This window comes from Dyadobacter sp. CY327, from assembly GCF_021390415.1.
GTDB classification, from domain to species: Bacteria; Bacteroidota; Bacteroidia; order Cytophagales; family Spirosomataceae; genus Dyadobacter; species Dyadobacter chenhuakuii.
This window is the reverse complement of record NZ_JAJUXJ010000001.1, coordinates 1,550,770-1,572,992: the sequence shown is the minus strand read 5'-3', so window position 1 is coordinate 1,572,992 and position 22,223 is coordinate 1,550,770. Positions and strand designations below refer to the sequence as shown.

The window sequence follows — 22,223 nt, the reverse complement described above, 5'->3', positions numbered from 1 at the left end:
TTAGGCTTGTGTCGAAAAAATACATTTTAGCTATCCTGCTCGCTGCTGTCATTGCAGCAGCAGGATATTTTCTGTTCAAATATTCGAGAGGCTCGGCTGCTGCGTGGAAATTCATCCCGTCCAGCGCGCTCGTGGTCATTACCAGCGAACATCTTCAGGACTCTCTCTACGTCGCTACGGACGCAAATCTGGATGTAAAGCGACTTCCTCTGCTGGATGTAGCGAGCGATAATTTATCGCTCCTTAACCTTTTTACAAAAGACCAGAAAAAGTTAAGTAACTTCCTCAAAAACAAAGCAGTATCCTACTCCTACCATCCGCGCACAAGCACAGAATGGGGTGTGATCATGTACATTCCCATTGCTAATGAGGAAGAATCGAAATGGCTGAGCACGCCGCAGAATCCCAATATCCGCGCGCTGCACCATAACTTTCAAGATCATCGCATTACGGACATTATCGATGCCAATTCACGTCCGCTTTTTTCCTATCTTATTGAAGATCATTATTTAATTGTAAGCTATTACGGCGATCTGATCGAGGATGCAGTCCGGGCTTCTTCTATTAACATTGAATCATTCAGGCTGAAATCGCGCTTCTCCGATCTGAACGATTCGGACTATGGAACAAGCATTTATCTGCGAAATGATGCCTGGAAATCAGTTATTGCCGGTGATAATATCAATAGCAACTTTTACGAGTTCGGCCGGAATTTTCCAACATTCCAGGATTTTCACATTGAAGAAGCGAAGTCAAAAGGCGGTCTGTCATTGAAGTCGACCGGAACTGATGCACCGGATTATTACCTTACCAACATTATCAAGGACATTCCCGGTGCCCCGTTCAGCGGTCACAAGCACATATCTCAACAAACCTCATTTCTTTACAGATCGGGAGTTGTAGACCGGGCTGCATTTCAGAAGGAGTTTAAAAAATGGCATAAAAAATACAAGTCAGAATCCTGGAATAAGCTTGCTTACTACATTGGAAAGGAAAGCAATCAGCTCATCGATAACCTGGGTGCCGAGTTGATTTTATGTCAATTGGAAGAAAATAACAGCATTAGTGACGGCAAGATTTTGTTGGCTGAGTTTTCAAATTATGAAAAATTGCGGCCTGTACTGCAAAAGCTGGCGCGCCTTGCAAATGAAGAAACCAATGTTTCCATTGACCAATATCAGGGTTACGACATTTACTCTGTGCCCATTCCGGAGCTGCCGTCTGGCCTCTACGGCCCGATGTTTACCGGTTTCCCGCGCAGTTACATTACGTACATTGCGCCTTATCTGGTGATCAGCAACAATTCCCAGGTTTTGCAGAATTACATTGTCGACTACGAAAATCAGATTACCTGGAAACAATCCCCTGAATATGACAGCATCCTTACTTCTGCGAAATCAGAAGCCCAGCTTTCGTTGATCGTCAATTTGCGTAAGGCGCAGACGCGTGCAGGCAATGGCGGGATTAAGAAATATAATGATTTGGTTACCAAGATGGAATCACTCGTATTTCAATGCAAATATGAGGACGGCGATGCGTTTCCGGAAATCACACTTATTCCCAAAAAACGCCAGACCGCTAATAAAGTCCTGAACCGCACTTTCCTGAACATTGACATTGAATGGCCGGAAATCTTTGATTCCCAATTGGCGGCTTTGCAGAACCCGATCGATGGAAGTTCGGAGATATTGCTGACCGACAAGCAAAATAACTTACTAAGGACCAATAATTTACGGGAAGGGAAAACTGAAACAATTGCCAAGCTTAACGGGCCGATCATTACATCTGCCTATAAGGTCGATTTTCTTAACATTGGACGGCAACAGCGTATTTTTGCAACTAAGAGCACGGTTTACGCATTGGACGAAGATGATTCTACCACCGTCACAACATTTACGGGCTCGCTGCCTTCCGGCCAGGATATTGCTGCATTATACGCGATCGACGGTGGTGATGACGGCAGTAACCGGTTTATTATAAAAAATACGGCGGAAGAGCTTTTCCTTTGGGAAAGCGTCACAAAGCCGATCAGGCGACTGAACCACTCGGTTCAGTTCGAGAACATTCAAAGTCCCGTTGTTGCATTGAACCAGATCGGGAATCGGGGGTTTATTGTAACACAGAAAAACGGTAAGATTTTCCTCTTAAAGGAAAACGGCACGGTCAAGCAAGGTTTCCCGGTGGACATCCTGACCCGGACGGAAAGTGCATTTACGTGGACGCAGAATCCCGCAACCGGCCAGCCTGAACTTGTGGGTGTAAGTGTCTCCGGCGAGTTGATACGCATTAGTCTGGATGGCAAAATTACTTCCCGTAAGCAATTGCTGAGACCTGAACCCGGCTCGAAATTCAAGACATTATTTGACCGGAATTCGCTGGATTGGATCCTGATCCGATCATTGAATTCTAAAACGGCGATCATCACGAAGGATGGAAACGATCTTTTTGAAATAAAGGACATTCTTCCAAATTCGATCATTCAATATCACTTTTTTGGCGTTGACAATCGCTTTATTACCATTAAGTCAGGAAGTTACACAACGGTTTTCGACATGACCGGCAAGCGGCTGGGCGACAAGGCTATCCCGTCCGAAATGCCTGTGCAACTCACTTATCAGCCCGGATATTACAAATTGCTTATATTTAGCCGTTCGGAGAAAAAAATCCAGGTTTGGTCTATTAAGCTTCGTTAGCAGTTATGAAGTTTTTAAAATACGCGGTTTTATTTTTAGGATGCATTGTCTGGGCCACCGGGCTCAACCCCACCCTGTTAGCATTGGTTGGAAAATACAGATTAATCACCGACGGTTATCAGTACGGTGACCTTTACCGCATGGCCAACCTGTCCGCATTCAAAGATCCACGACAAGAATGCCCGGCATACACGCCCCCAGCCAGGAAAAGCACTGCAAAAAAAGTGCATTTGTATATCATAGGCGATAGTTTTACAGAAGCGCAGCGCGTAGGAAAAAGTGATTTCGCAGTGGATCATTATGCATATGTGAAGTGGGCCGATGTGCTGCATGTGAAACTCGACACGTCGGCGACCAACATTCTTTTGCTTGAATCCGTAGAACGCCATTTCAGACAGCATCTGGCAACACCCGTAACCTCCGTTGTGCCGGATTCAGCCACATTTACACAACAGATCTCGTCATCCAAATTTATGCACAAACTGGATGCAGCATTCAACGGGAAACAAGCGCAGGACCGCTTTGAGGCTCTTTTGTTCCAAAATGAAGCTTTTTTGAAGGTTAAGGAATGGAAAGCCGATTTTACCTATCATCTTTTTCATCGTGTCAACACCAATGTTACCCTGGTCGACAATGACCGTGCCGTGGTTTCACACATGGACACAGACACGCCCAACGTTACTTCTTCATTCTCCGAAGTCCGGAATTCAGAACTGGATTCGCTGGTAATGAATCTTGAATTGACAAAAAATGCTGCGCTAACAATGGGTTTTGACTTCGTTGCACTAGCTATCATTCCCAACAAAGTTTCTGTTTTACAGCCCGACTACGGCGTTTATAATCAACTGATTGAGCGGGTTTACACCCATCCAAAGCTGCCGGTTCCCTACATTGACGTGCTTACCGATTTCCGCAAAATGGGAGCTGCTTCTTACCTGAAAGGCGATTCCCACTGGACTTGTGAAGCACAGAATTTGTGGCTCAACAAAGCCAATGCATTGATTAACACACTCGTTGATCAGGAAAATATTTAAATGCCTGCCTGCTTATCTGCCGGGATTTTCTACATTTAAGTGAACAAATGTTACGTTCACGCTTTTAAAGATTTGGATCGTATGTCAGAGAATCACCCGCGCAGCTCACGTTGCAAAATTGAAAGACACTATTGCTGCTTTCTTGCCATTCTGATTCTGCTCGGTTCAGTTTCCGTAAAAGCGCAAAATAACCAGCTCAAACCGGGCTTTGATAAAGAGGAATATTTGGAATTGCTCAGGATGCACGTTCTGTTATACGATTCCACAAAGGTTGACCCTTCAAAACCAAAATCTGCAATCACAAAACCGACCCATTTTACGAATGTATACAACTCTTCCGTGGTGGGCCTGGATAACAAATGGGGATTGTGGATCAGCAAAAAGCACCCTATCGCAGTGCTCAATGTCCGCGGGACGACAGTGAATCCTGTCGGTTGGTTAGAAAACTTTTATGCGGCCATGGTGCCGGCAAAAGGCGAGGTTAAGCTGACGAATGACTACACATTTCAATATCATTTGGCCGACAATCCGGACGCGGCCGTTCATATCGGCTGGCTTGTCGGGATGGCTTTTTTAGCGAAAGATATTGTTCCAAAAATCGATTCCTGCTATAAGTCGGGCATTAAAGAATTTCTGATTATGGGCCACAGCCAGGGAGGCGCCATCACTTTTCTGCTTACTTCTCATCTTTTTCAATTACAAAAAGACAAAAAGCTGCCTGCCGATATCCGTTTCAAGAGTTATGCAAGCGCAAGCCCGAAAGTCGGAAACACTTATTATGCCTACGAATACGAGAGCCTGATTGACGGTGGCTGGGGTTACAATGTGGTAAATGCGGCAGATTGGGTGCCTGAGCTGCCCTTTTCCGTACAGACCCTGGATGACTTTAATGAAACCAATCCTTTTAAGAACATTGACCCGGTTATCAAAAAACAAAAACTGCTAACCCGGTTTGCCTTGAAGCACGCTTACAAACAGATGAAAAACCCGAGTGTTAAGGCGCAGAAAAACTATCAGAAATACCTGGGAAATTATGCGTCGAAGTCCATTAAAAAGGCATTGCCGGAGTTTCAGCCGCCAGTTTATTTCAAAAGTGCCAATTACGTCCGCATAGGGCCTACAATTGCATTAATCCCGGATGCAGCATATTACAAGCTATTCCCAGATTCAGATACGCAGGTTTTTATGCATCATTTGCCAGACCCGTATTTGTATTTAATGCAGAAATACAAACATTAATCTTAACAAGTTTCAATTCAAATATGCGTTTATTTTTTTACTCAATACTCTTCTCCTTTACATTATCAGCACAGGCCCAGTACACAACCCGATTCGAAAGCAGCGGCGGCAAACAAACGCCAACTTATGAAGAAGGGATTGCTTTTTACAAACTTCTGGCCAAGGACTTTCCGCAGATTCAGATCACTGAAAAAGGACTCACCGACAGCGGGTATCCGCTTCACCTGGTGTTATATTCAAAAAGCAAAACATTCGACATTAAAAAACTAAAATCGCAGCAAAAAGCCATTCTGCTGATTAATAACGCCATTCACCCGGGCGAGTCGGATGGTGTGGATGCGTCCATGATGCTGCTGCGCGACATAGCCGTTAATCCGGGAAAATTCCCTGAGCTAGACAATGTGATCATAGCCGTAATTCCATTTTACAACATTGGCGGTGCATTAAACAGGAACAGCACAACGCGCACGAACCAGGCAGGGCCGGAAGAATATGGTTTTCGCGGCAATGCCCGGAATTACGACCTGAACAGGGATTTTATCAAGAACGACACCAGAAATGCACGAAGCTTTGCGGCTATTTTCCATGAATTGGACCCCGATCTTTTTGCAGATACACACGTGAGCAATGGCGCTGATTATCAGTATGTAATGACATTGGATTATGCACAAAACGATAAGCTGGGAGGCAAATTGGGCTATTTCAATGATAAGGTTTTCCTGCCTTATATGTACAAGCATTTAAAAGAATCAGGATTTGAGGCAACGCCTTATGTCAATTCCTGGGGCCAGACGCCGGACAAGGGTTTTGTGCAATTCCCCGACTGGCCGCGCTATTCAACAGGTTATGCTGCATTGTTTCACACGATCGGCGTGATGACAGAAACGCATATGTTGAAGCCTTATGACAAGCGCGTTGCCGCAACTTACGCTTATTTGTTGGGCAATATTAAGTTCCTGGCAAGGAACCGCAGGGAGCTCCTGAAACTTCGGAAAGACACCAAAGATGCTGTAAAAACGCAGGAGAAATTTGCTGTTTCGTGGGAAGTCAATAAAGTCAAAAACACGCAAATTGACTTTAAGGGTTTTGAACCAGAATACATTACCAGCAAGGTGAGCGGAGCGCAAAGGTTATCGTACAACCGCTCTAAACCATTTACCAAAAAAATTCCTTTTTACGACACTTACTCGCCATTAGACGAAGTTACCAAGCCCGTTGCATACATTATTCCGCAAGGATGGCACAACATTATCGACCTCATGAAGCTGAATGGCGTTGAGGTAAAGCAACTCGAAAACGACGCTGAAATGGAAGTGGAGACATATTATATCCAAGACCTGGAAACGCCCAAGCAGCCATTTGAGGGCCACTACTGGCATACGAGCGTGACGACGAGAACTGTTAAACAACAGGTCAAATTCAAGAAAGGCGATTGGTATATCCCTGTAAACCAATGGACTAACCGTTACATTGTGGAAACGCTGGAACCGAAAGGTGTAGATTCTTTTTTCAAGTGGAATTTCTTTGACACGATCTTGCAGTCCAAGGAACATTATTCCGCCTATGTGTTTGAAGATCTTGCCGCCGAGCTGCTCGCCAAGGACGTCAGCCTGAGGATCAAGCTGGCGGATAGGCGTAAAAATGATCCTGAGTTTGCAAAAAGTGCCGCGGCGCAGCTGGACTTTATTTACGACAATTCGCCATACCGCGAAAAAGAATATATGCGCTATCCGGTATTCAGGCTGATGAAATGATGCTTTTCAGAAACGCAGCCCCAGATTAAAATTGAATTCGCCCGTGATATTAATGCCGCCATTACTTATCTGCCGGGTGTCATTATAAGTCTCCCGGTCGATATACCGCGACCCTAACCCTGCGTTCAGACCAATCTGGAAGCGTTCTGTGATTTGGAAATTCACATAATTGTTGACGATAATGCCAAATCGAAAAATTTTTGTTTCGGTATTGTTGCCCGTATAGGTTCCTGTGTTAGGATCGTAATAACCGTTATTGCGGGACTGTTTTCCAAAGCCGGTAAAAACGCTCGGTCCGACGGCATAGGTAACCTTTCTTTGTCCGAAGGGATATATTTTCAAGCCAGGAGAAAAGTAAAACGACTCTGTCTGATTGCCATTTCCATCAAACGTATAGTTGAAACGGTCCGGAAAAATGATGGAAATAGGCAGTATGACGCCAAAATAACCTTTTTCATCTGCCAGGATTTCATAGCTGAGCCCCAATCCTGGTCCGCTATCCAATGCTTTGAATGGTGAAAAGTTGATCAGATGCCTTCCAAAAAGATACGAGTTGCTCGCCGGATGTGCACGCCGCTTGCCCGGCAGATTTCTTTCGTCGATGAAAACAGTTTGTCCGTTTCCAAACTCAATGCGGTTCAACTCATTTTTTTTAATCACGAAACTGGCACTTCCGTCTTCCGAGCTGATTTTGTAAGAAACGCGGTCGATCCCAACTTCTGTAACCTTCCCCTCAATGGTCGAGCCGTTTTTCTTAACGAGAACATCCTGGCCGTTTGTAACTACGAATATCGCTGATAATAATACAGTTAGCGCGAAGGATCTGATCATAAAACAAATGAGTTGATGAATGTCAATCAAATTTAAACAATCCTGGATACTTTTGCGGAGTATATGGACTGAACGTTTAAAAATATACTACTGTTATACCCTTGGCTTACAAGGGCCTTTATATTATTCAGGCTGTTTTTATATTAATATAAAGGACAGCCATTTAAAAAAATCAAATGACATTTCAAGATTTAAAGCTCATTGAGCCTATTGCTAAGGCTCTTCAAGAAGAAGGATACACCACTCCCACCCCCATCCAAGCGAAAGCGATCCCCATTATCCTGGATCAGAAAGATTTACTAGGCTGCGCGCAGACAGGCACAGGAAAAACAGCAGCATTTGCTATTCCAATGCTTCAATTGCTTCATAATAATCCAGTTGGAAAATTCGAGAAAAGCAGAATCCGTGCATTAATTTTGACGCCAACACGTGAACTTGCGATCCAGATCGGTGAAAGTTTCGCCGCTTATGGTCGGCATACGGGTGTTAAGCATACAGTGATCTTTGGTGGAGTTGGTCAAAAACCACAAACGGATGCGCTTCAAAGGGGCGTAGACGTGCTTATAGCAACACCAGGACGTTTATTAGACCTTATTAATCAAGGCTTTATCAAGCTGAACCAACTTGAATTCTTTGTTCTGGATGAGGCTGACAGGATGCTGGACATGGGTTTTGTTCATGATGTTAAAAAAGTGATCAAGCTGCTTCCGGCTAAAAGGCAATCGCTGTTTTTCTCAGCTACAATGCCACCAGCAATTGTAACATTAGCTAATACGATTTTAAGAAATCCGCTGAAAGTAGAAGTAACTCCGGTTTCCTCCACTGCGGACACCATTCGTCAGTCTGTTTTTTTTGTAGATAAATCTGATAAAAATTCGCTTTTACTACACATTTTGAGGGACGAATCCATTGCAACTGCATTGGTTTTCACCCGGACAAAGCATGGAGCAGATAAAGTTGTGAAGGTTTTGAGAAAAGCAGGCGTGAGCTCTGAGGCAATCCATGGAAACAAATCCCAGAATGCCCGTCAGAACGCTTTGAAAAACTTTAAAAGCCAGACCACCAGGGTTTTAGTAGCAACAGACATTGCTGCAAGGGGAATTGACGTGGATGACTTGACACACGTTATCAACTACGAGATCCCTAACATTCCTGAAACTTACGTGCATAGAATCGGTAGAACCGGTCGTGCTGGCGCCAAGGGAATTGCATTTTCATTCTGTGATCTGGATGAAAAAGTCTATCTGAAAGACATTCACAAACTGATTGCCAAAAATATCCCGGTTGTAAACGACCATCCGTACGCAACGGGCCGGTAACAATGACAAGGAATACTTACACCGACATTAACCTCCATGAGGCCAGGCAATTAGGAAAACAACCTGATGCTGTATTAGTTGATGTAAGGGAAACCTGGGAATTTGAAGAATTTAATGAAGGCGGAGTTAATATTCCTTTGGCCGAGATCCGCGAAAGAAGAGCGGATCTCGTTCCATATAGGCGCATTATCGTAATTTGTACAAATGGTGTAAGAAGCAAAGTGGCTGCCATGGACTACTGCCGCGTGCCGGAGTGGCTCGATAAGCAGATTTTCCATGTCCACGGTGGGATTATTGAGTCGGAATAGATGTCCGAAGCTGAAATTTGCTAAGTCTTACAGGCTTGGCAAGTCCAAAACACCCTCAAAAACCCTAACCGCGGGCCCTATCAAATGAATGTTGTCAAATCCGGACGGCGTTTCTTCAAAATCAACTTTCAATGTGCCGCCAATTGTTTCAATGGTAATTGGCCCGTTAAAGCCCTTGCGTAAATGCGCCGATAATGCACATGCAGTTACACCCGTTCCGCAGGAGTAAGTTTCATCCTCAACGCCCCGTTCGTAGGTCCTGACGCTTAAATGATTGTCCTCGATCACTTCGATAAAATTTACATTCGTCCCGCCTTTCGGCCCATAAACCGAACCATAGCGAATTTCACTGCCGATATTCACAACATCCGTTTCTGACACATTATCCACATAAGTGACATAATGCGGTGAGCCGGTGTTCATGAAATCAAATTCTTCATAACGCTCGACATTGCTGACCGGGGACATTTTTAAGCTGATGACATCACCCGTAACCGTGGCCTCATGCAAACCATCAACTGCTATAAATGTCGTCGAATCCGTAAAAAGCCCTAAATCGTGCGCGAAGCGCACAACACAGCGTCCGCCATTGCCGCACATGCTGCCCTCGCCCCCATCCGCATTGAAGTACACCATTCTGAAATCGTAGCCCGGCTCATTCTGCAACAGGATCAGCCCATCGGAACCAATGCCGAACCGGCGGTGACAGATAGAAGCGATCAACTCTTTCGAAACCGGAAATGTTTTGCTTCGATCGTCAATCATCACAAAATCGTTTCCCGTTCCCTGATATTTAAAAAAAGCAATGTTCATATTATTAATGTTTCCGTCGGTTTAAACCGACGGGCATGGGGTCCATTTAAATTGACGGACAAATAAAACAATGGCCGCCGGTTTCAACCGGCGGACAATGGAAAAACAAAACCCTGCAAGAAATGATCGCTTGCAGGGTTTAAATTTTTTGTCCGAAGGAAATTTATATTACTTCGATACTTTAAGCTCTTTAATACGAGCGGCTTTACCCTGACGGCCACGTAAGAAGAACAGACGTGCACGACGCACCTTACCGCGACGAATCAATTCGATTTTAGCGATACTTGGTGAAAGAATTGGGAAAACACGTTCTACGGCAATGCCGTTTGAGATTTTACGTACTGTGAAAGTTTCACCGCTTCCGCTAAGGTTACGACGTTGCATAACCGTGCCCTGGAATTGCTGAACACGCTCTTTGTTACCTTCACGGATCTTAACGTGTACGTTGATCGTGTCGCCTGAAGTAAATTCAGGATACTCGGATTTACGATTTTCAATCGTAGCTTCTACGAGTTTAATAAGTTCGCTCATGACGAATGCTTTTTTGGATTTAAAATGATAGCTTGCTTCCAGCGGATGAGGTGACGCCCCTTCATTCAAAACAGCTCTTGCGAAAACGAGTGCAAAGCTAATATTTTTTCTTTGTTTGTAAAAGCATTTACATGAAAATCCTAAATGTTGAACAGATTCGCGCACTGGATGCCTATACTATTGAAAATGAGCCGGTTTCGTCGCTTGATTTAATGGAACGGGCTTCAAAAGCATTCGTGAGATGGTTTTGCGACCAATTTGTAAATACACGCCCTGTTGCTATTTTTTGTGGCAAAGGAAATAATGGCGGGGACGGACTGGCGATTGCCCGGATTTTGAGCTCCAATAATTATGATGTTCAAGTTTACATCGTTGAATACACAGACAAAGCTTCTCAGGATTTTCAGAGCAACCTAGCCCGTTTAAAGGATCATTTGCAACCCGTTACTATCACTGCCCAGGGTTCATTCCCAACATTGGCACCCAACGTGATTTGCATTGATGCCTTATTAGGATCCGGTTTATCAAGACCCGCCGAAGGGCTGTTGGCGCATGTAATTGATTCTTTAAATGCACTTCCCAACAAGCTGGTTTCAGTCGACATTGCAAGCGGATTGTATACTGACAAAAGCAATCAAAAGGATGATCCGATTATAGAACCTGACTTCACCGTCTCATTTCAGCTGCCAAAGCTTAGTTTTATGATGCCTCAAAACTCGAAATTTGTGGGTTCATGGCATTTGGTGGACATTGGTTTACATGAAGAATTTATTAAAAATGCAGAAACGCCTTACCATTATACAGACAAGCGCACAGCAGAAAAACTAATTAAGCCAAGGGACAAGTTTTCACATAAAGGCACTTTTGGGCACGCATTGCTTATGGCAGGGAGTTATGGCAAAATGGGTGCTGCCGCCCTTTCGGGCAAGGCTTGTCTCAGGTCCGGCGTCGGTTTGCTGACCATGCACATTCCGTCCTGCGGATATGACATTATCCAGATTTCCATTCCCGAGGCAATGGCCAGTACGGATCAGAATGTTAAACATTTAAGCGAAGTAACAGATCTCACATCTTACTCAGCCATCGGCATCGGCCCGGGCGTTGGCAAAGACGCTGCGACTGTTCAAGTCGTAGAAAAATTATTAGATGGCATCAATGCGGAGGATATAAAAGCCAGATTGATCATTGATGCGGATGCACTTAACATTCTATCCGAAAACAGACATTTACTGGATAAATTACCCGAAAACACAGTCCTAACCCCACATCCCAAAGAATTCCAGCGCCTGGCAGGAGAAAGCAAAGACGAATTTGAACGCTTAAAAATCGGCATTGATTTTGCCAAAAAACACAAAGCAATTATCTGTCTGAAAGGCGCGAATACAGCCGTTATTCATCCAGACGGCGAGGTGCATTTCAACTCCACCGGCAACCCCGGCATGGCCACAGGCGGCACCGGCGACGTGCTTACAGGGATAGTAACCAGTCTTTTAGCCCAAAAATACGAACCTGAGACAGCGGCAATCCTGGCAGTATACCAACACGGCCTGGCAGGTGACCGCGCCGCCGACCAACGAGGACAAAGCGCGCTGATCGCTTCGGATTTGGTGGAGCATTTGGGTTGGTAAGCGCAAAGATTAGATTTGATACAATTGATTAAGCTATGCAATACTTTCCCTGATCCTTCAACTCAAAACCTGATAAACCACAAACGCCGATACATAAGCAAGCACCATTAAATAGGCTAACTGGATCAACGGCCATTTCCAGCCGTGGGTTTCGCGCTGGACTACGGCGATGGTGCTCATACACATCATGGCGAAAACGTAGAATATCAGGAGCGAATAACAAACGGCTGGCGTGAACATGGCTCCGCCGGTTTCTGGGTTCTTTTCCTTTATTAATCTTTCCTTAACTGTCGGGACGTCCTCAAAATCACCGCTGATGCTGTAAATGGTTGCCATTGTTCCCACAAAAACTTCCCTTGCGGCAAATGAGGCGAGTAATGCAATGCCGATCTTCCAGTCATAACCCAAAGGCCTTATTGCCGGCTCGATGAAATGACCGAAATGGCCCGCGTAGGAATTTTCCAGGCGCGCGGACGAAATGGCTGCATTAACTTGTTCCTCAGAAGCTTGCGGCATGCTGGCAACAACTTTTTCCTCCGCCCGCTCCATTTTATCACCCGGGCCATATGTGGATAACACCCAAAGAATGATCGAAATAGCCATAATCACTTTTCCTGCTTCCAGCACAAATGATTTCACGCTGTCATACATGGTAAATGCCACATGGCCCCAGCGCGGCAGCTTATAAGAAGGCATTTCCAGCATGAAATAGCCGGGTTCTTTTCTGGGAATGAACAATGATAAAATCCAGGCAGTCGCCAGCGCACCTGCAAGACCCAGGAAATACAGTCCGAACAAAACCAAACCTTGTATATTGAGGAAGCCAAGCACTTTTGTAGGCGGCACAACCAAGGCAATAAGGATAGTGTAAATGGGCAAACGGGCCGAACAGCTCATCAATGGTGTTACCAAAATCGTCAGTAAACGTTCATAACGGCTGCTAATGCTCCGGGTTGTCATGATCGCAGGCACCGCGCAGGCCACGCCTGAGATCAGAGGAACTACGCTCCGGCCATTCAGACCGAATTTGCGCATGAGTTTATCCATAATCACCATCACCCGTGCCATATAACCCGATTCTTCGAGAATTGAAACGAGCGCGAAGAGAATGGCAATCGGCGGAATGAATACCAGAATTCCTCCCAGTCCAGCCATGATGCCGTCGGTAAGTAGATCATTTAAAAATCCTTGGGGCAAAACTGCTTTTGTCCATTCAATAGTTGCCGCAATTCCCGCATCCAGCAAATCGCTGGGATAAGTTGCCCATGAAAAAATGGCTTGAAAAACCAGGATCAGGACGGCAGCAAATGTAACATATCCCCAAAACGGGTGCATCAGAATGCTGTCCAGCTTTCGCGTCCAGTAAGGTTGTTCGGTTACACCTGCTGACTTAACTGATTTAGAAATTATCGGCTTTATTTTCTCATAGCGTGCAACGGTTTCTGCGGCCAGAAAGCCGTTTTCATCAAATTCGTGCTTTTCAATCAGTTTATCCAGCGCAACCCTTGCCCGCGTTTCCAAAAATGAGAAATTATCATGCTGGCAAACATACTGCAACGCAACGTAATCATTATCAAGGTCATACATACGCCTGACATCGGCAATCAAATCGATCTCGTTGTCTTTGGGCTCATAGAAATAGGCAAGTTCCGGTTTTTCAACCCGATCCGCCATTTGCCGCACCGCATCTTTCAAGGCATTCAAACCTTCACCTGTGCGCGCATTGATGCGCACGACCGGCACATTCAGTTTCATAGCAAGCTGCACGGCATTAACCGTCAGGTTCATACTCGTAGCCACATCAAGCATATTCAGTGCCAGGACGCACGGCAGGCCAAGATCGCTGATTTCAGTAAAAAGAAGCAGGTTCCGTTGAAGATTCGACGCATCGACAACTACGATAACGACATCCGGGAAGTCAGGGTGGGCAGGGTTAGCGAGAATGTCCATTACGACAACCTCGTCCCTTGATTTGGGATAAATACTATATGTGCCCGGAAGATCTACGACGATGGCAGCAGCATCGGGCTGGCCCGACTGGCCGGGAAGCTTGAATGTTCCGGATTTTTTTTCAACGGTAACGCCCGGAAAATTCCCGGTCTTTTGGCGTAAACCGGTCAATGCATTAAATAATGTAGACTTGCCGGCATTGGGGTTACCAACCAGCGCAACTTTTATATTCCCTTGTTTCAATGGAGAGGCTTATAATCGGAACGTATCGCTTATTCAAGCACAATCACGGCCGCCTCGTTCAACCTGAGCGAAAGGCAATAGGAACCGCCAACATTAATACAGATCGGATCACCAAAAGGCGCAACTGCATCCAGACGCACTTCGCACCCGGGCAGGCAGCCCATTTCCAGTAATTTTAATGACATTGCCCGATCCGTAAAAGATTTTATGACCCCCTTTTCGCCCTTTCGAAGATGACTGACCGTACGAGCTGACATACACTCCTTATTTAGATTCATTTTATTTAAAGTGCAAATAAAGCACTATCACACCGTAATTCAAACATAACTTTTGCAATTGTGCCCCCACCCATACAAATCATGGAAAATCATGACCGTTTTATTATTTCCCTCAGGCTTTATGTAGTACTTTTGCAGCGCAAAGAGTAAATGAGCAGCGGAATTTTGAACGAGATTAAAACCCTTATCTGGAAAGAAGTTACACTCGAATGGCGTCAAAAGTATGCGCTGAGCGGCATGTTACTTTACGTGATCAGCACCGTTTTCGTTTGCTATCTGAGCTTTAATCTCAGAAGAAATCAACTCACTCCTATTGTCTGGAACACACTATTCTGGATCATCATTCTGTTCACTGCGGTAAATGCGATCGCCAAAAGTTTCTCTCAGGAGCGCTATGGCCGGTTGCTTTATTATTACAGCCTTTGCAGTCCGCAGGCGATCATTATTTCAAAAATAATTTACAATTCGCTGATAATGTTACTGTTATCAGGAATGGGGTTTGTATTTTATTCGTTTGTAATGGGCAATGCAATCGGTGATATGGGGCTTTTTATCCTGTGCCTTTTTTTGGCCGCCATCGGTTTTGCATCTGTGCTTACCCTTGTGGCAGGGATTGCCTCCAAAGCGGATAACAGCGCAACATTAATGGCTGTTCTGAGCTTCCCGATCATATTACCCATGCTCCTGATGACGATCAAGCTGGCCAAGAATGCCATGGATGGCTTGGACTGGTCGGTTAGCACGGACGAAATCAGCACACTGTTATCAATTGATCTCATAGTAATTACGCTCAGTTATCTGCTTTTTCCTTATCTGTGGAGAAGTTGATTCAGACTGGCGAGTAAGCATTAAAGTAAAGAGTAAAATGAGAAAGATCTGGTGGAAAATCCTCTGCATAGTAATCATATTCTATGTCATTGTTATGGGTCTGATGGGCCCTGTTCCGCACCTTGCCATCATCAATGAGAGCATTCGTAATACTTATTTTCACGTAGCACTCTGGCTGGCAATGACCACCCTGCTGTTCGTGTCCATGATTTTTTCAATCCGTTATTTGAACAAAGGACGAATAGGTGATGACGACATTGCAAGCGAACTGGCCAAGTCCGCCATATTCTTCGGAATTTTGGGCTGCCTGACAGGCTCGGTTTGGGCTAATTATACCTGGGGCGATCCCTGGCCGAATGATCCGAAACTGAATGGTGCAGCAGTTGGCATCCTGATATATCTGGCTTATCTGCTGCTGAGAAGCTCTTTTGAAGACGAGCAGCGAAAAGCGCGTATTTCCTCAGTTTACAACATTTTTGCATTCGCTGTTTTTATTCCAATCATTTACATCCTGCCCCGGCTGACAGATTCTTTGCACCCAGGCAGCGGCGGAAACAGCACATTCGGCTCCTACGATTTCAACAGCGATATCCGTAAAGTATTCTATCCTGCTATCATCGGTTACATTCTGCTGGGATTATGGCTGGCCGAACTTCGGATCCGGATTAAAGTAATCAACCGCGTCAGGGACGAAGCATTGATAACTTCTGACAAAATCGCCTGAACACGCACTAAGTTTGAACGATCACAAACATTTTAAATCAAATTTTCGTTAAGAATTTAGACCGTTACCCATATAATGAAAAAAGTCTCCCTCTTACTACTCACCTTATTTTTGATCTCAGGAAACTTGTTTGCACAAGCTGTTGATAATGGCGTGCCTATGGCCGACAAACTCCGGGAAGACGGTAAGATCTGGGTTGTTGTAGCTGTGATTGCTGTGATTTTCGCAGGGATCGCGATCAATATGCTTCGGATAGATTCCAAAGTAAGCAAAATCGAAAAAGAATTAAATATCAAGTAAACTTTCATGAAAAAGATACAAATATTCGGTTTGATCATCATTGCTGTGGCTATTGGCATTATTGTCTCAACAGCCGGTGACGCGAGCACATATGTCGATTTTACAAAGGCCAAAGAGATGGCGCAGGACGGTGATGCAGAAAGCATTCACGTTGTGGGCACACTCAAAAAAGATGCATCAGGCCATATTATCGGCATGGAATACCAGCCTCAGGTTGATCCCAACTATTTTGCCTTTACATTGATCGACAACAACCAGGTGGAACAAAGGGTCGTTTACAAGAACTCAAAACCGCAGGATTTCGATAAATCGGAGCAGGTTGTGGTAGTAGGTAAAATGAAAGACGGCGCTTTCACTGCGGAGAAAATCCTGATGAAGTGCCCGTCGAAATACGAGAACGGCAAAATGGAAACGACTGAACATACAGCAGAACAATCATGATTCACAGCACAATCGGAAGTGCAGGTCACCTGCTGGTAATAATTGCATTTGTAACAGCCCTGGTTGCCACATTCGCCTATTTCAAGGCTAGCACGGCTGGCATCACCATTGACGATGCCAAAACCTGGAAAAAATTCGGACGCGCCGTTTTTTATGCGCACGTTGCTGCCGTTATAGGCGTGGTTTTCTCCCTTTACTGGATCATCGGAAACCATTATTTTGAATATCACTACGCTTGGAAAAACTCCTCGCTGTCCCTGCCAACAGGCTACACAATTTCCAGTTTCTGGCAGGATCAGGAAGGAAGTTTCTTGTTGTGGATCTTCTGGAATGTTGTTTTGGGTTGTGTTTTAATCTTCACAAACCGCTCCTGGGAAGCACCGGTAATGACCGTTTTTGCATTGGTGCAGGCGTTTTTGACTTCCATGATTTTAGGTGTTGTCATTCCTGGCTTGGATCTTAAAATCGGTTCAACACCATTCCTGTTATTAAAAGAAGTAATGCCGGATCTACCTGTTTACGAGATGGATGCGAATTTTATTCCGAAAGACGGAAACGGTTTGAACCCGCTTTTGCAAAATTATTGGATGGTAATCCACCCTCCTACCCTGTTCCTTGGTTTTGCTACAACATTGATTCCTTTCTCGTTTGCAATCGCAGGCCTTTGGACCAAAAAAATCCAGGAATGGATTCGTCCGGCTTTGCCCTGGGCATTATTTTCTGCCATGATCCTTTGCATAGGCATCCTTATGGGCGCTTACTGGGCCTACGAAACGCTTAACTTCGGCGGTTACTGGAACTGGGATCCTGTTGAAAATTCATCTATCGTGCCCTGGTTAATCCTGGTGGCGGCGGTTCATACAATGATCATTGGACGCAAGAATGCGACAGCGCTTAAAACGTCATTCATTCTTACCATTGCCACCTTTATCCTGATCCTTTACTCCACTTTCATGACGCGAAGCGGGGTTTTGGGAAATGCTTCTGTTCACTCATTTACGGATCTGGGTCTTTCAGGACAGCTTTTGATTTACTTGCTGACATTCACAATCGTAGCAATCGGCTTGCTGATTTATCGTTGGAAAGACTTGCCAAGTGACGAAGAAGAAGTTTCCACCTACTCTCAGGAATTCTGGATTTTTATTGGTGCAACATTACTTTGTTTGTCTGGTTTCCAGATTCTTGCAACGACCTCTATCCCAGTTTATAACAAAATCGCCGAAGCATTCGGAACGGTTTTAAACATGGCGCTTCCTGCCGATCAGATCGGACATTATAACAAATTCCAGCTTTGGTTCTTCTCCCTGATTGTCATTCTAACGGGTGTAGGACAGTTTTTCTGGTGGAAAAGAACAGGCAAGGACAAATTGCAAGCTCTGTACAATCCGTTGCTGATCTCGCTGATTATCAGTGCTGCGATCATCACGATTCAAGGTGTTAAGGAAATCCAATACATTATTTTGCTGACATCAGCAGTCTTTGCGATCGTTGCAAACGGGACGATTTTGATCAACATTATCCGTGGCAATTACAATTTGTCAGGCGGAGCGATCACGCATATTGGTGTGGCCTTAATGCTGATCGGGATCCTGTTTTCTTCGGCTTATACCAAAGTCGTTTCGATCAACAATTCGGGTTTGATGATTTCCCGGAGCGAAGAATTTACCAATAACGACAATAAGGAAAATAAGGAGAACATTACCCTGTGGCTTAATAAGCCCGAGAAAATGGGCGACTATATGCTTACCTGGCGCGACGTGCGCGTTGAGCCGCGTAAGATTCCTGGTTATATTCCTAAGAGCTGGGTCGATATCATCGAGGGTGATTTCCATGCAGTTGCTTTGAGAGACATTGTTGTGGACGGGAAAAAGTATAATGTCAAAGGCGATACAATCGAGCTTTTCCCTGAAAACTTCTATTACGAAATCGAATACAGGGAGCCATCAGGACGTATTTTCAGCTTATTCCCGAGGGTGCAGATCAACCCGAGAATGGGTGGAATTGTTTCGTCACCCGACATTCAGCGAAAGGTTGACAAAGACCTCTATACCCACGTAAACATGGTGACCAATCCAACTGCAGAGCCGGTTTGGAGCCAGACGGAGAACTTTACGATCAGCATGCGCGACACATTCTTTGTGAACGATTACGTCGCGATCCTGGATAACGTGGTGCGTACAGAGCAGGTTGAGGGCGTTAAGCTCGGCGATGGTGATGCTGCGGTGAAAGCCGTGATCCGCGTGCTGGATAAAGACAAAGAATACGTGGTAACACCTTCCTTCGTGATACGCGACCGCATGGTGGCACGCAAGCCTGAGGTAAATAACGATTTGGGCATGCGCATTCAGTTTCAGGAGATCAATCCACAAACAGGACAGTTCTCCTTCGCTGTTAATACCACCCAGCGCGACTTTATCGTGATGAAAGCCATTGAAAAACCGTTGATTAACATTCTTTGGCTGGGAACATTTGTGCTCGTGATTGGCTTCATTATGGCGACGATCAGACGTTTCAAAGACTTTATTAAAATGCGGGATAAGGAAAATCAGTCTGCCGATAAGAAGCCGAAAATCAAGGTGCAGGCTGTCTAGCGATTCTGGATCATTTAAAAGGGTGCGTTTGCTAAGCGAACGCACCCTTTTTATTTGTAATAACTCAAAGTTTCACGCGTAAAAGCAGCATGCTAAATAACGAACATCTAAGTTTTTGATTGAACAATATGTTAAAACCTGAAACCCAATCTGGTAAAGAAGAAAGCTCCGTTGGTGCCCATTTGTACGGGATCCCAGCCGCCACCAGATTCTGTCAGACTAGGCAGAGACTTATCAGGATAAACATTCAGAATGTTGCTGCCACCGATCGAAAGCGAAATGTTTTTGCTGAACTTGTAATTCGCAGTTAAATCAGTCTGGACTTTGGCCTTGTAGATATCCAGCTCATAGTCCCAATTGGCCAGCTTTACCTCGCCAAAGCGTATAAAACGGAGCATAAGGCTGAATTTATCAACGCCATAGTCAAACGTCAGGTTGATTTTCGACGGCGGCGCGGAAGCCAGGACGAAACGTCGCTCCCTTTCATCAAAATATGTGTCTTCTTTTCCTTGCAATCTTGGCACTGTATTAACCGGCCCCAAATCCATATCATTAAAGTTAGCCGCCAATGTTGTGCTTAGCCGCCCGATGCCCAGCGAAGTGGAATGCGCAATGATCAGGTCAATGCCTTGCGTGGTGGTGTAAGAAAGCGCGTTTGTGAAAAACTGGGCTTGTCCAACCCGCAGATCTTTCAGCAGCTCGCCGATATCCTCATCCTCATCGCTAAACTGCCCCGTAAGCACCACGCGATCCTTCACTTTTACATAGTAACCGTCAATCGTCACGGAAAGCCCCGGAGCCGGGTTCATCGTAAGTCCGATGCTGGCGTTTTGGGAAGTTTCCTGCTTTAATTTTGGAATGCCCAGCGCCCTGGTCACTTCGCTATTATTATTGGCCAGCAGCACATCCACCGCTTCACCATTGACGAAATTGGTGAAAGTTGAATTGAAATATTTCTGAGCCAGTGAAGGCGCCCTGAAACCTGTGCTCACCGATCCGCGTAACGCAATGGCGTTGGTGATCTTGTAACGCAAGCCGACTTTCCCATTCAATGTAGTCCCAAAATCGCTGTAACTTTCAAACCGGGCGGCTGCATCGATCAACAATTTTTTAGTCAGATCTGCTTCTACGTCCAGGTAAGCACCTGCGTTGGAGCGGCTTTTGTCCGTGACATCCGAGGGACTGTAACCCGGAAAGCCCTGCGATCCGCCTGCCAGGGATGGATCGTAATTGTAGTACGAACCGCGCTCGCCCGCGAAAATCTTATAGCGCTCATTCCGAAATTCACCTCCAAAAGCAACGTTGAGTCCTTGCAAAATGGTTTTGTAATGACGTGTAATGTTGAGGTTTGTAACGCTTTGTGCCAACTGAAATCCGCCTGCATCAAACTCCGTCCGTGACCCCTCGCCCAACGACGTGTTAATGGTGTTTTTCACATCAAACTGGAATTTATTAAACCCGTAAGTATTGCTGAGATCAATGTTCCATGACTTCCAAACGCCCCGAACTCCCGCTGTTACAGCTCTGTCATCGATGGTGCTTGCAATGATGGGATCAAATCCGTTAGGGTAAATGGAGGGCACATTGCGGTCATCATCGGCGAAACGTGTCCACGCATAAGCATCGCCTCTGCGCTTGTTGATTCCCCCGAAACTATAAAACTGGATATTCTCACCGACCGGAACTTTTGCATTGTAATAAAGCGCAGCATTGTTGATCCTGGGATCGCCATATTGCCGCCTTTGGAGCTCGTCCGGATCGGAAACTGTGTTTGCGCGGTTGGTATGGTCCCGGAAATTATAGTCGGCCGTCACATTCACAAAACCTTTTTGCGCAATTTTTACGCCGTAGTTGAAGTTAACATTATAATTCAGCCCATCGAAATCCTTGTTATCAAATCGATATTTTGCCTTATAAATTCCTGCGTTCACATTGGCGGAAAGCTGGTTGACTGTCTCTTTTAAAACAATGTTGATTACGCCCGCAATCGCATCAGAGCCATATTGAGCTGCTGCGCCGTCCCTCAAAATCTCGATACGCTCAATGGCCGCAGCCGGAATGGCATTTAAATCGGTGCCCGTATTCCCGCGGCCTCTTGTTCCGAAAAGATTGACCAATGCAGATTGATGGCGTCTTTTTCCGTTGATCAAAACCAATGTCTGGTCAGGTCCAAGGCCTCGCAGCGATGCGGGGTCCACATGATCCGCGCCGTCAGATCCCGTTTGCCTGTTGGAATTGAAGGAAGGCGCAGCGAATTGCAAAAGCTGGTTTACATCCAGCTGGCCTTGTTTGGTGGTGATCTCACGAATATCAATCACATCCACGGGCGAAGGCGTGTCGGTGGACGAACGGTTTGCGTTCCTCGAACCCACAATGGTTACCTGATTAAGAATGGACGCGTCGGTCATTGTGAAGTCCAGATTAGCATTGGCCGAAACCGCGCGCTCAACAACATTGTAACCGACAAATGTCGCAACGAGAACAGCATTGGACTTCCCTACCGACAGCGTATAGGCGCCGCTGCCGTCGGTAATGGTGCCATTATTGGTTCCTTTTTCCAGCACCGAAGCGCCAACGAGCGGCTCTCCGCGCTCATCGCGTACATTTCCCGAAACTTTAAGGCTTTGCGCCGTTGCATAAAATCCTGCAAGCGCAAGCAGACATGTAAAAATTGATTTTCTCACGAACGTTGGTGTTTGATTTTTGGTTATTCCTGCT

General features: G+C 45.4%; 18 protein-coding genes. 12 read left to right on the top strand and 6 right to left on the bottom strand.

The features are described from left to right. Positions 1–8 precede the first annotated feature (8 nt). The 4 genes from LZG74_RS06600 to LZG74_RS06585 all read left to right on the top strand — a co-directional run bounded on the left by LZG74_RS06600 (position 9) and on the right by LZG74_RS06585 (position 6,720). Entirely contained in the window at positions 9–2,693 is a 2,685-nt protein-coding gene (locus tag LZG74_RS06600) for a DUF3352 domain-containing protein (RefSeq protein ID WP_233795783.1), read from the top strand. A gap of 5 nt (positions 2,694–2,698) precedes the next feature. Continuing rightward, positions 2,699–3,727 carry a hypothetical protein gene (locus LZG74_RS06595; protein ID WP_233795782.1) on the top strand — a complete coding sequence of 343 codons (1,029 nt, stop codon included), beginning with the start codon at positions 2,699–2,701 and terminating at the stop codon, positions 3,725–3,727. Positions 3,728–3,808: 81 nt separating this feature from the next. After that, on the top strand, positions 3,809–4,966 hold the full coding sequence (locus LZG74_RS06590; RefSeq protein WP_233795781.1) for a lipase family protein: 1,158 nt from the start codon (positions 3,809–3,811) through the stop codon (positions 4,964–4,966). 23 nt (positions 4,967–4,989) lie between these two features. Beyond that, on the top strand, positions 4,990–6,720 hold the full coding sequence (locus LZG74_RS06585) for a M14 family metallopeptidase (protein ID WP_233795780.1): 1,731 nt from the start codon (positions 4,990–4,992) through the stop codon (positions 6,718–6,720). 6 nt (positions 6,721–6,726) lie between these two features. On the opposite strand, the gene LZG74_RS06580 is transcribed toward LZG74_RS06585, so the two are convergent. Next, positions 6,727–7,551, bottom strand: a complete 825-nt coding sequence (locus LZG74_RS06580; protein WP_233795779.1) for a hypothetical protein — start codon at positions 7,549–7,551, stop codon at positions 6,727–6,729. 176 nt (positions 7,552–7,727) lie between these two features. Here LZG74_RS06580 and LZG74_RS06575 point away from each other — a divergent pair, with 176 nt between their 5' ends. Continuing rightward, positions 7,728–8,870, top strand: coding sequence for a DEAD/DEAH box helicase (locus tag LZG74_RS06575; RefSeq protein WP_026630936.1), 1,143 nt, complete (start codon positions 7,728–7,730; stop codon positions 8,868–8,870). A gap of 2 nt (positions 8,871–8,872) precedes the next feature. After that, positions 8,873–9,178: a rhodanese-like domain-containing protein gene (locus tag LZG74_RS06570; protein WP_233795778.1), complete on the top strand. Its 306-nt coding sequence runs from the start codon at positions 8,873–8,875 to the stop codon at positions 9,176–9,178. Positions 9,179–9,205: 27 nt separating this feature from the next. Here LZG74_RS06570 and dapF read toward each other — a convergent pair whose 3' ends face one another. Both dapF and rplS read right to left on the bottom strand, forming a co-directional pair. Further along, on the bottom strand, positions 9,206–9,991 hold the full coding sequence (dapF, locus tag LZG74_RS06565; protein WP_233795777.1) for a diaminopimelate epimerase: 786 nt from the start codon (positions 9,989–9,991) through the stop codon (positions 9,206–9,208). A gap of 168 nt (positions 9,992–10,159) precedes the next feature. Beyond that, positions 10,160–10,522, bottom strand: coding sequence for a 50S ribosomal protein L19 (gene rplS, locus LZG74_RS06560; RefSeq protein ID WP_233796335.1), 363 nt, complete (start codon positions 10,520–10,522; stop codon positions 10,160–10,162). A gap of 131 nt (positions 10,523–10,653) precedes the next feature. On the opposite strand from rplS, the gene LZG74_RS06555 reads away from it, so the two are divergent. Continuing rightward, positions 10,654–12,150, top strand: a complete 1,497-nt coding sequence (locus LZG74_RS06555; RefSeq protein ID WP_233795776.1) for an NAD(P)H-hydrate dehydratase — start codon at positions 10,654–10,656, stop codon at positions 12,148–12,150. Positions 12,151–12,207: 57 nt separating this feature from the next. Here the strand turns inward: LZG74_RS06555 and feoB are convergent, their stop codons facing one another. Further along, complete coding sequence (feoB, locus tag LZG74_RS06550) at positions 12,208–14,343, bottom strand: ferrous iron transport protein B (RefSeq protein ID WP_233795775.1); 2,136 nt, start codon at positions 14,341–14,343, stop codon at positions 12,208–12,210. A gap of 29 nt (positions 14,344–14,372) precedes the next feature. Continuing rightward, a complete protein-coding gene (locus LZG74_RS06545; RefSeq protein WP_026630930.1) occupies positions 14,373–14,600 on the bottom strand; it encodes a FeoA family protein in 228 nt (75 codons plus the stop codon). A 171-nt stretch (positions 14,601–14,771) separates the two neighbouring features. Here LZG74_RS06545 and LZG74_RS06540 point away from each other — a divergent pair, with 171 nt between their 5' ends. The 5 genes from LZG74_RS06540 (at position 14,772) to ccsA (LZG74_RS06520) (ending at position 19,505) form a co-directional block, all read left to right on the top strand. Then, positions 14,772–15,449: a heme exporter protein CcmB gene (locus LZG74_RS06540; protein WP_233795774.1), complete on the top strand. Its 678-nt coding sequence runs from the start codon at positions 14,772–14,774 to the stop codon at positions 15,447–15,449. Positions 15,450–15,486: 37 nt separating this feature from the next. Further along, complete coding sequence (gene ccsA / locus LZG74_RS06535; RefSeq protein ID WP_233795773.1) at positions 15,487–16,173, top strand: cytochrome c biogenesis protein CcsA; 687 nt, start codon at positions 15,487–15,489, stop codon at positions 16,171–16,173. Between the two features lie 75 nt (positions 16,174–16,248). Next, positions 16,249–16,473 carry a CcmD family protein gene (locus LZG74_RS06530; RefSeq protein ID WP_026630927.1) on the top strand — a complete coding sequence of 75 codons (225 nt, stop codon included), beginning with the start codon at positions 16,249–16,251 and terminating at the stop codon, positions 16,471–16,473. A 6-nt stretch (positions 16,474–16,479) separates the two neighbouring features. Next, entirely contained in the window at positions 16,480–16,914 is a 435-nt protein-coding gene (locus LZG74_RS06525; RefSeq protein ID WP_233795772.1) for a cytochrome c maturation protein CcmE, read from the top strand. Beyond that, positions 16,911–19,505 (top strand): cytochrome c biogenesis protein CcsA, encoded by a 2,595-nt coding sequence (ccsA, locus tag LZG74_RS06520; protein ID WP_233795771.1) that lies wholly within the window; start codon positions 16,911–16,913, stop codon positions 19,503–19,505. Before LZG74_RS06525 ends, ccsA (LZG74_RS06520) begins: the two co-directional genes overlap by 4 nt. 131 nt (positions 19,506–19,636) lie before the next feature. Here ccsA (LZG74_RS06520) and LZG74_RS06515 read toward each other — a convergent pair whose 3' ends face one another. After that, complete coding sequence (locus LZG74_RS06515; protein WP_233795770.1) at positions 19,637–22,189, bottom strand: TonB-dependent receptor; 2,553 nt, start codon at positions 22,187–22,189, stop codon at positions 19,637–19,639. Positions 22,190–22,223 lie beyond the last annotated feature (34 nt).

What these genes read in the sequence shown, in the direction of transcription:
- LZG74_RS06595 (WP_233795782.1), top strand. Translation starts at nt 2,699, where the DNA reads ATGAAGTTTTTAAAATACGCGGTTTTATTTTTAGGATGCATTGTCTGG.
- LZG74_RS06590 (WP_233795781.1), top strand. Translation starts at nt 3,809, where the DNA reads ATGTCAGAGAATCACCCGCGCAGCTCACGTTGCAAAATTGAAAGACAC.
- LZG74_RS06585 (WP_233795780.1), top strand. Translation starts at nt 4,990, where the DNA reads ATGCGTTTATTTTTTTACTCAATACTCTTCTCCTTTACATTATCAGCA.
- LZG74_RS06580 (WP_233795779.1), bottom strand. Translation starts at nt 7,551, where the DNA reads ATGATCAGATCCTTCGCGCTAACTGTATTATTATCAGCGATATTCGTA.
- LZG74_RS06575 (WP_026630936.1), top strand. Translation starts at nt 7,728, where the DNA reads ATGACATTTCAAGATTTAAAGCTCATTGAGCCTATTGCTAAGGCTCTT.
- LZG74_RS06570 (WP_233795778.1), top strand. Translation starts at nt 8,873, where the DNA reads ATGACAAGGAATACTTACACCGACATTAACCTCCATGAGGCCAGGCAA.
- dapF (WP_233795777.1), bottom strand. Translation starts at nt 9,991, where the DNA reads ATGAACATTGCTTTTTTTAAATATCAGGGAACGGGAAACGATTTTGTG.
- rplS (WP_233796335.1), bottom strand. Translation starts at nt 10,522, where the DNA reads ATGAGCGAACTTATTAAACTCGTAGAAGCTACGATTGAAAATCGTAAA.
- LZG74_RS06555 (WP_233795776.1), top strand. Translation starts at nt 10,654, where the DNA reads ATGAAAATCCTAAATGTTGAACAGATTCGCGCACTGGATGCCTATACT.
- LZG74_RS06545 (WP_026630930.1), bottom strand. Translation starts at nt 14,600, where the DNA reads ATGTCAGCTCGTACGGTCAGTCATCTTCGAAAGGGCGAAAAGGGGGTC.
- LZG74_RS06540 (WP_233795774.1), top strand. Translation starts at nt 14,772, where the DNA reads ATGAGCAGCGGAATTTTGAACGAGATTAAAACCCTTATCTGGAAAGAA.
- ccsA (WP_233795773.1), top strand. Translation starts at nt 15,487, where the DNA reads ATGAGAAAGATCTGGTGGAAAATCCTCTGCATAGTAATCATATTCTAT.
- LZG74_RS06530 (WP_026630927.1), top strand. Translation starts at nt 16,249, where the DNA reads ATGAAAAAAGTCTCCCTCTTACTACTCACCTTATTTTTGATCTCAGGA.
- LZG74_RS06525 (WP_233795772.1), top strand. Translation starts at nt 16,480, where the DNA reads ATGAAAAAGATACAAATATTCGGTTTGATCATCATTGCTGTGGCTATT.
- ccsA (WP_233795771.1), top strand. Translation starts at nt 16,911, where the DNA reads ATGATTCACAGCACAATCGGAAGTGCAGGTCACCTGCTGGTAATAATT.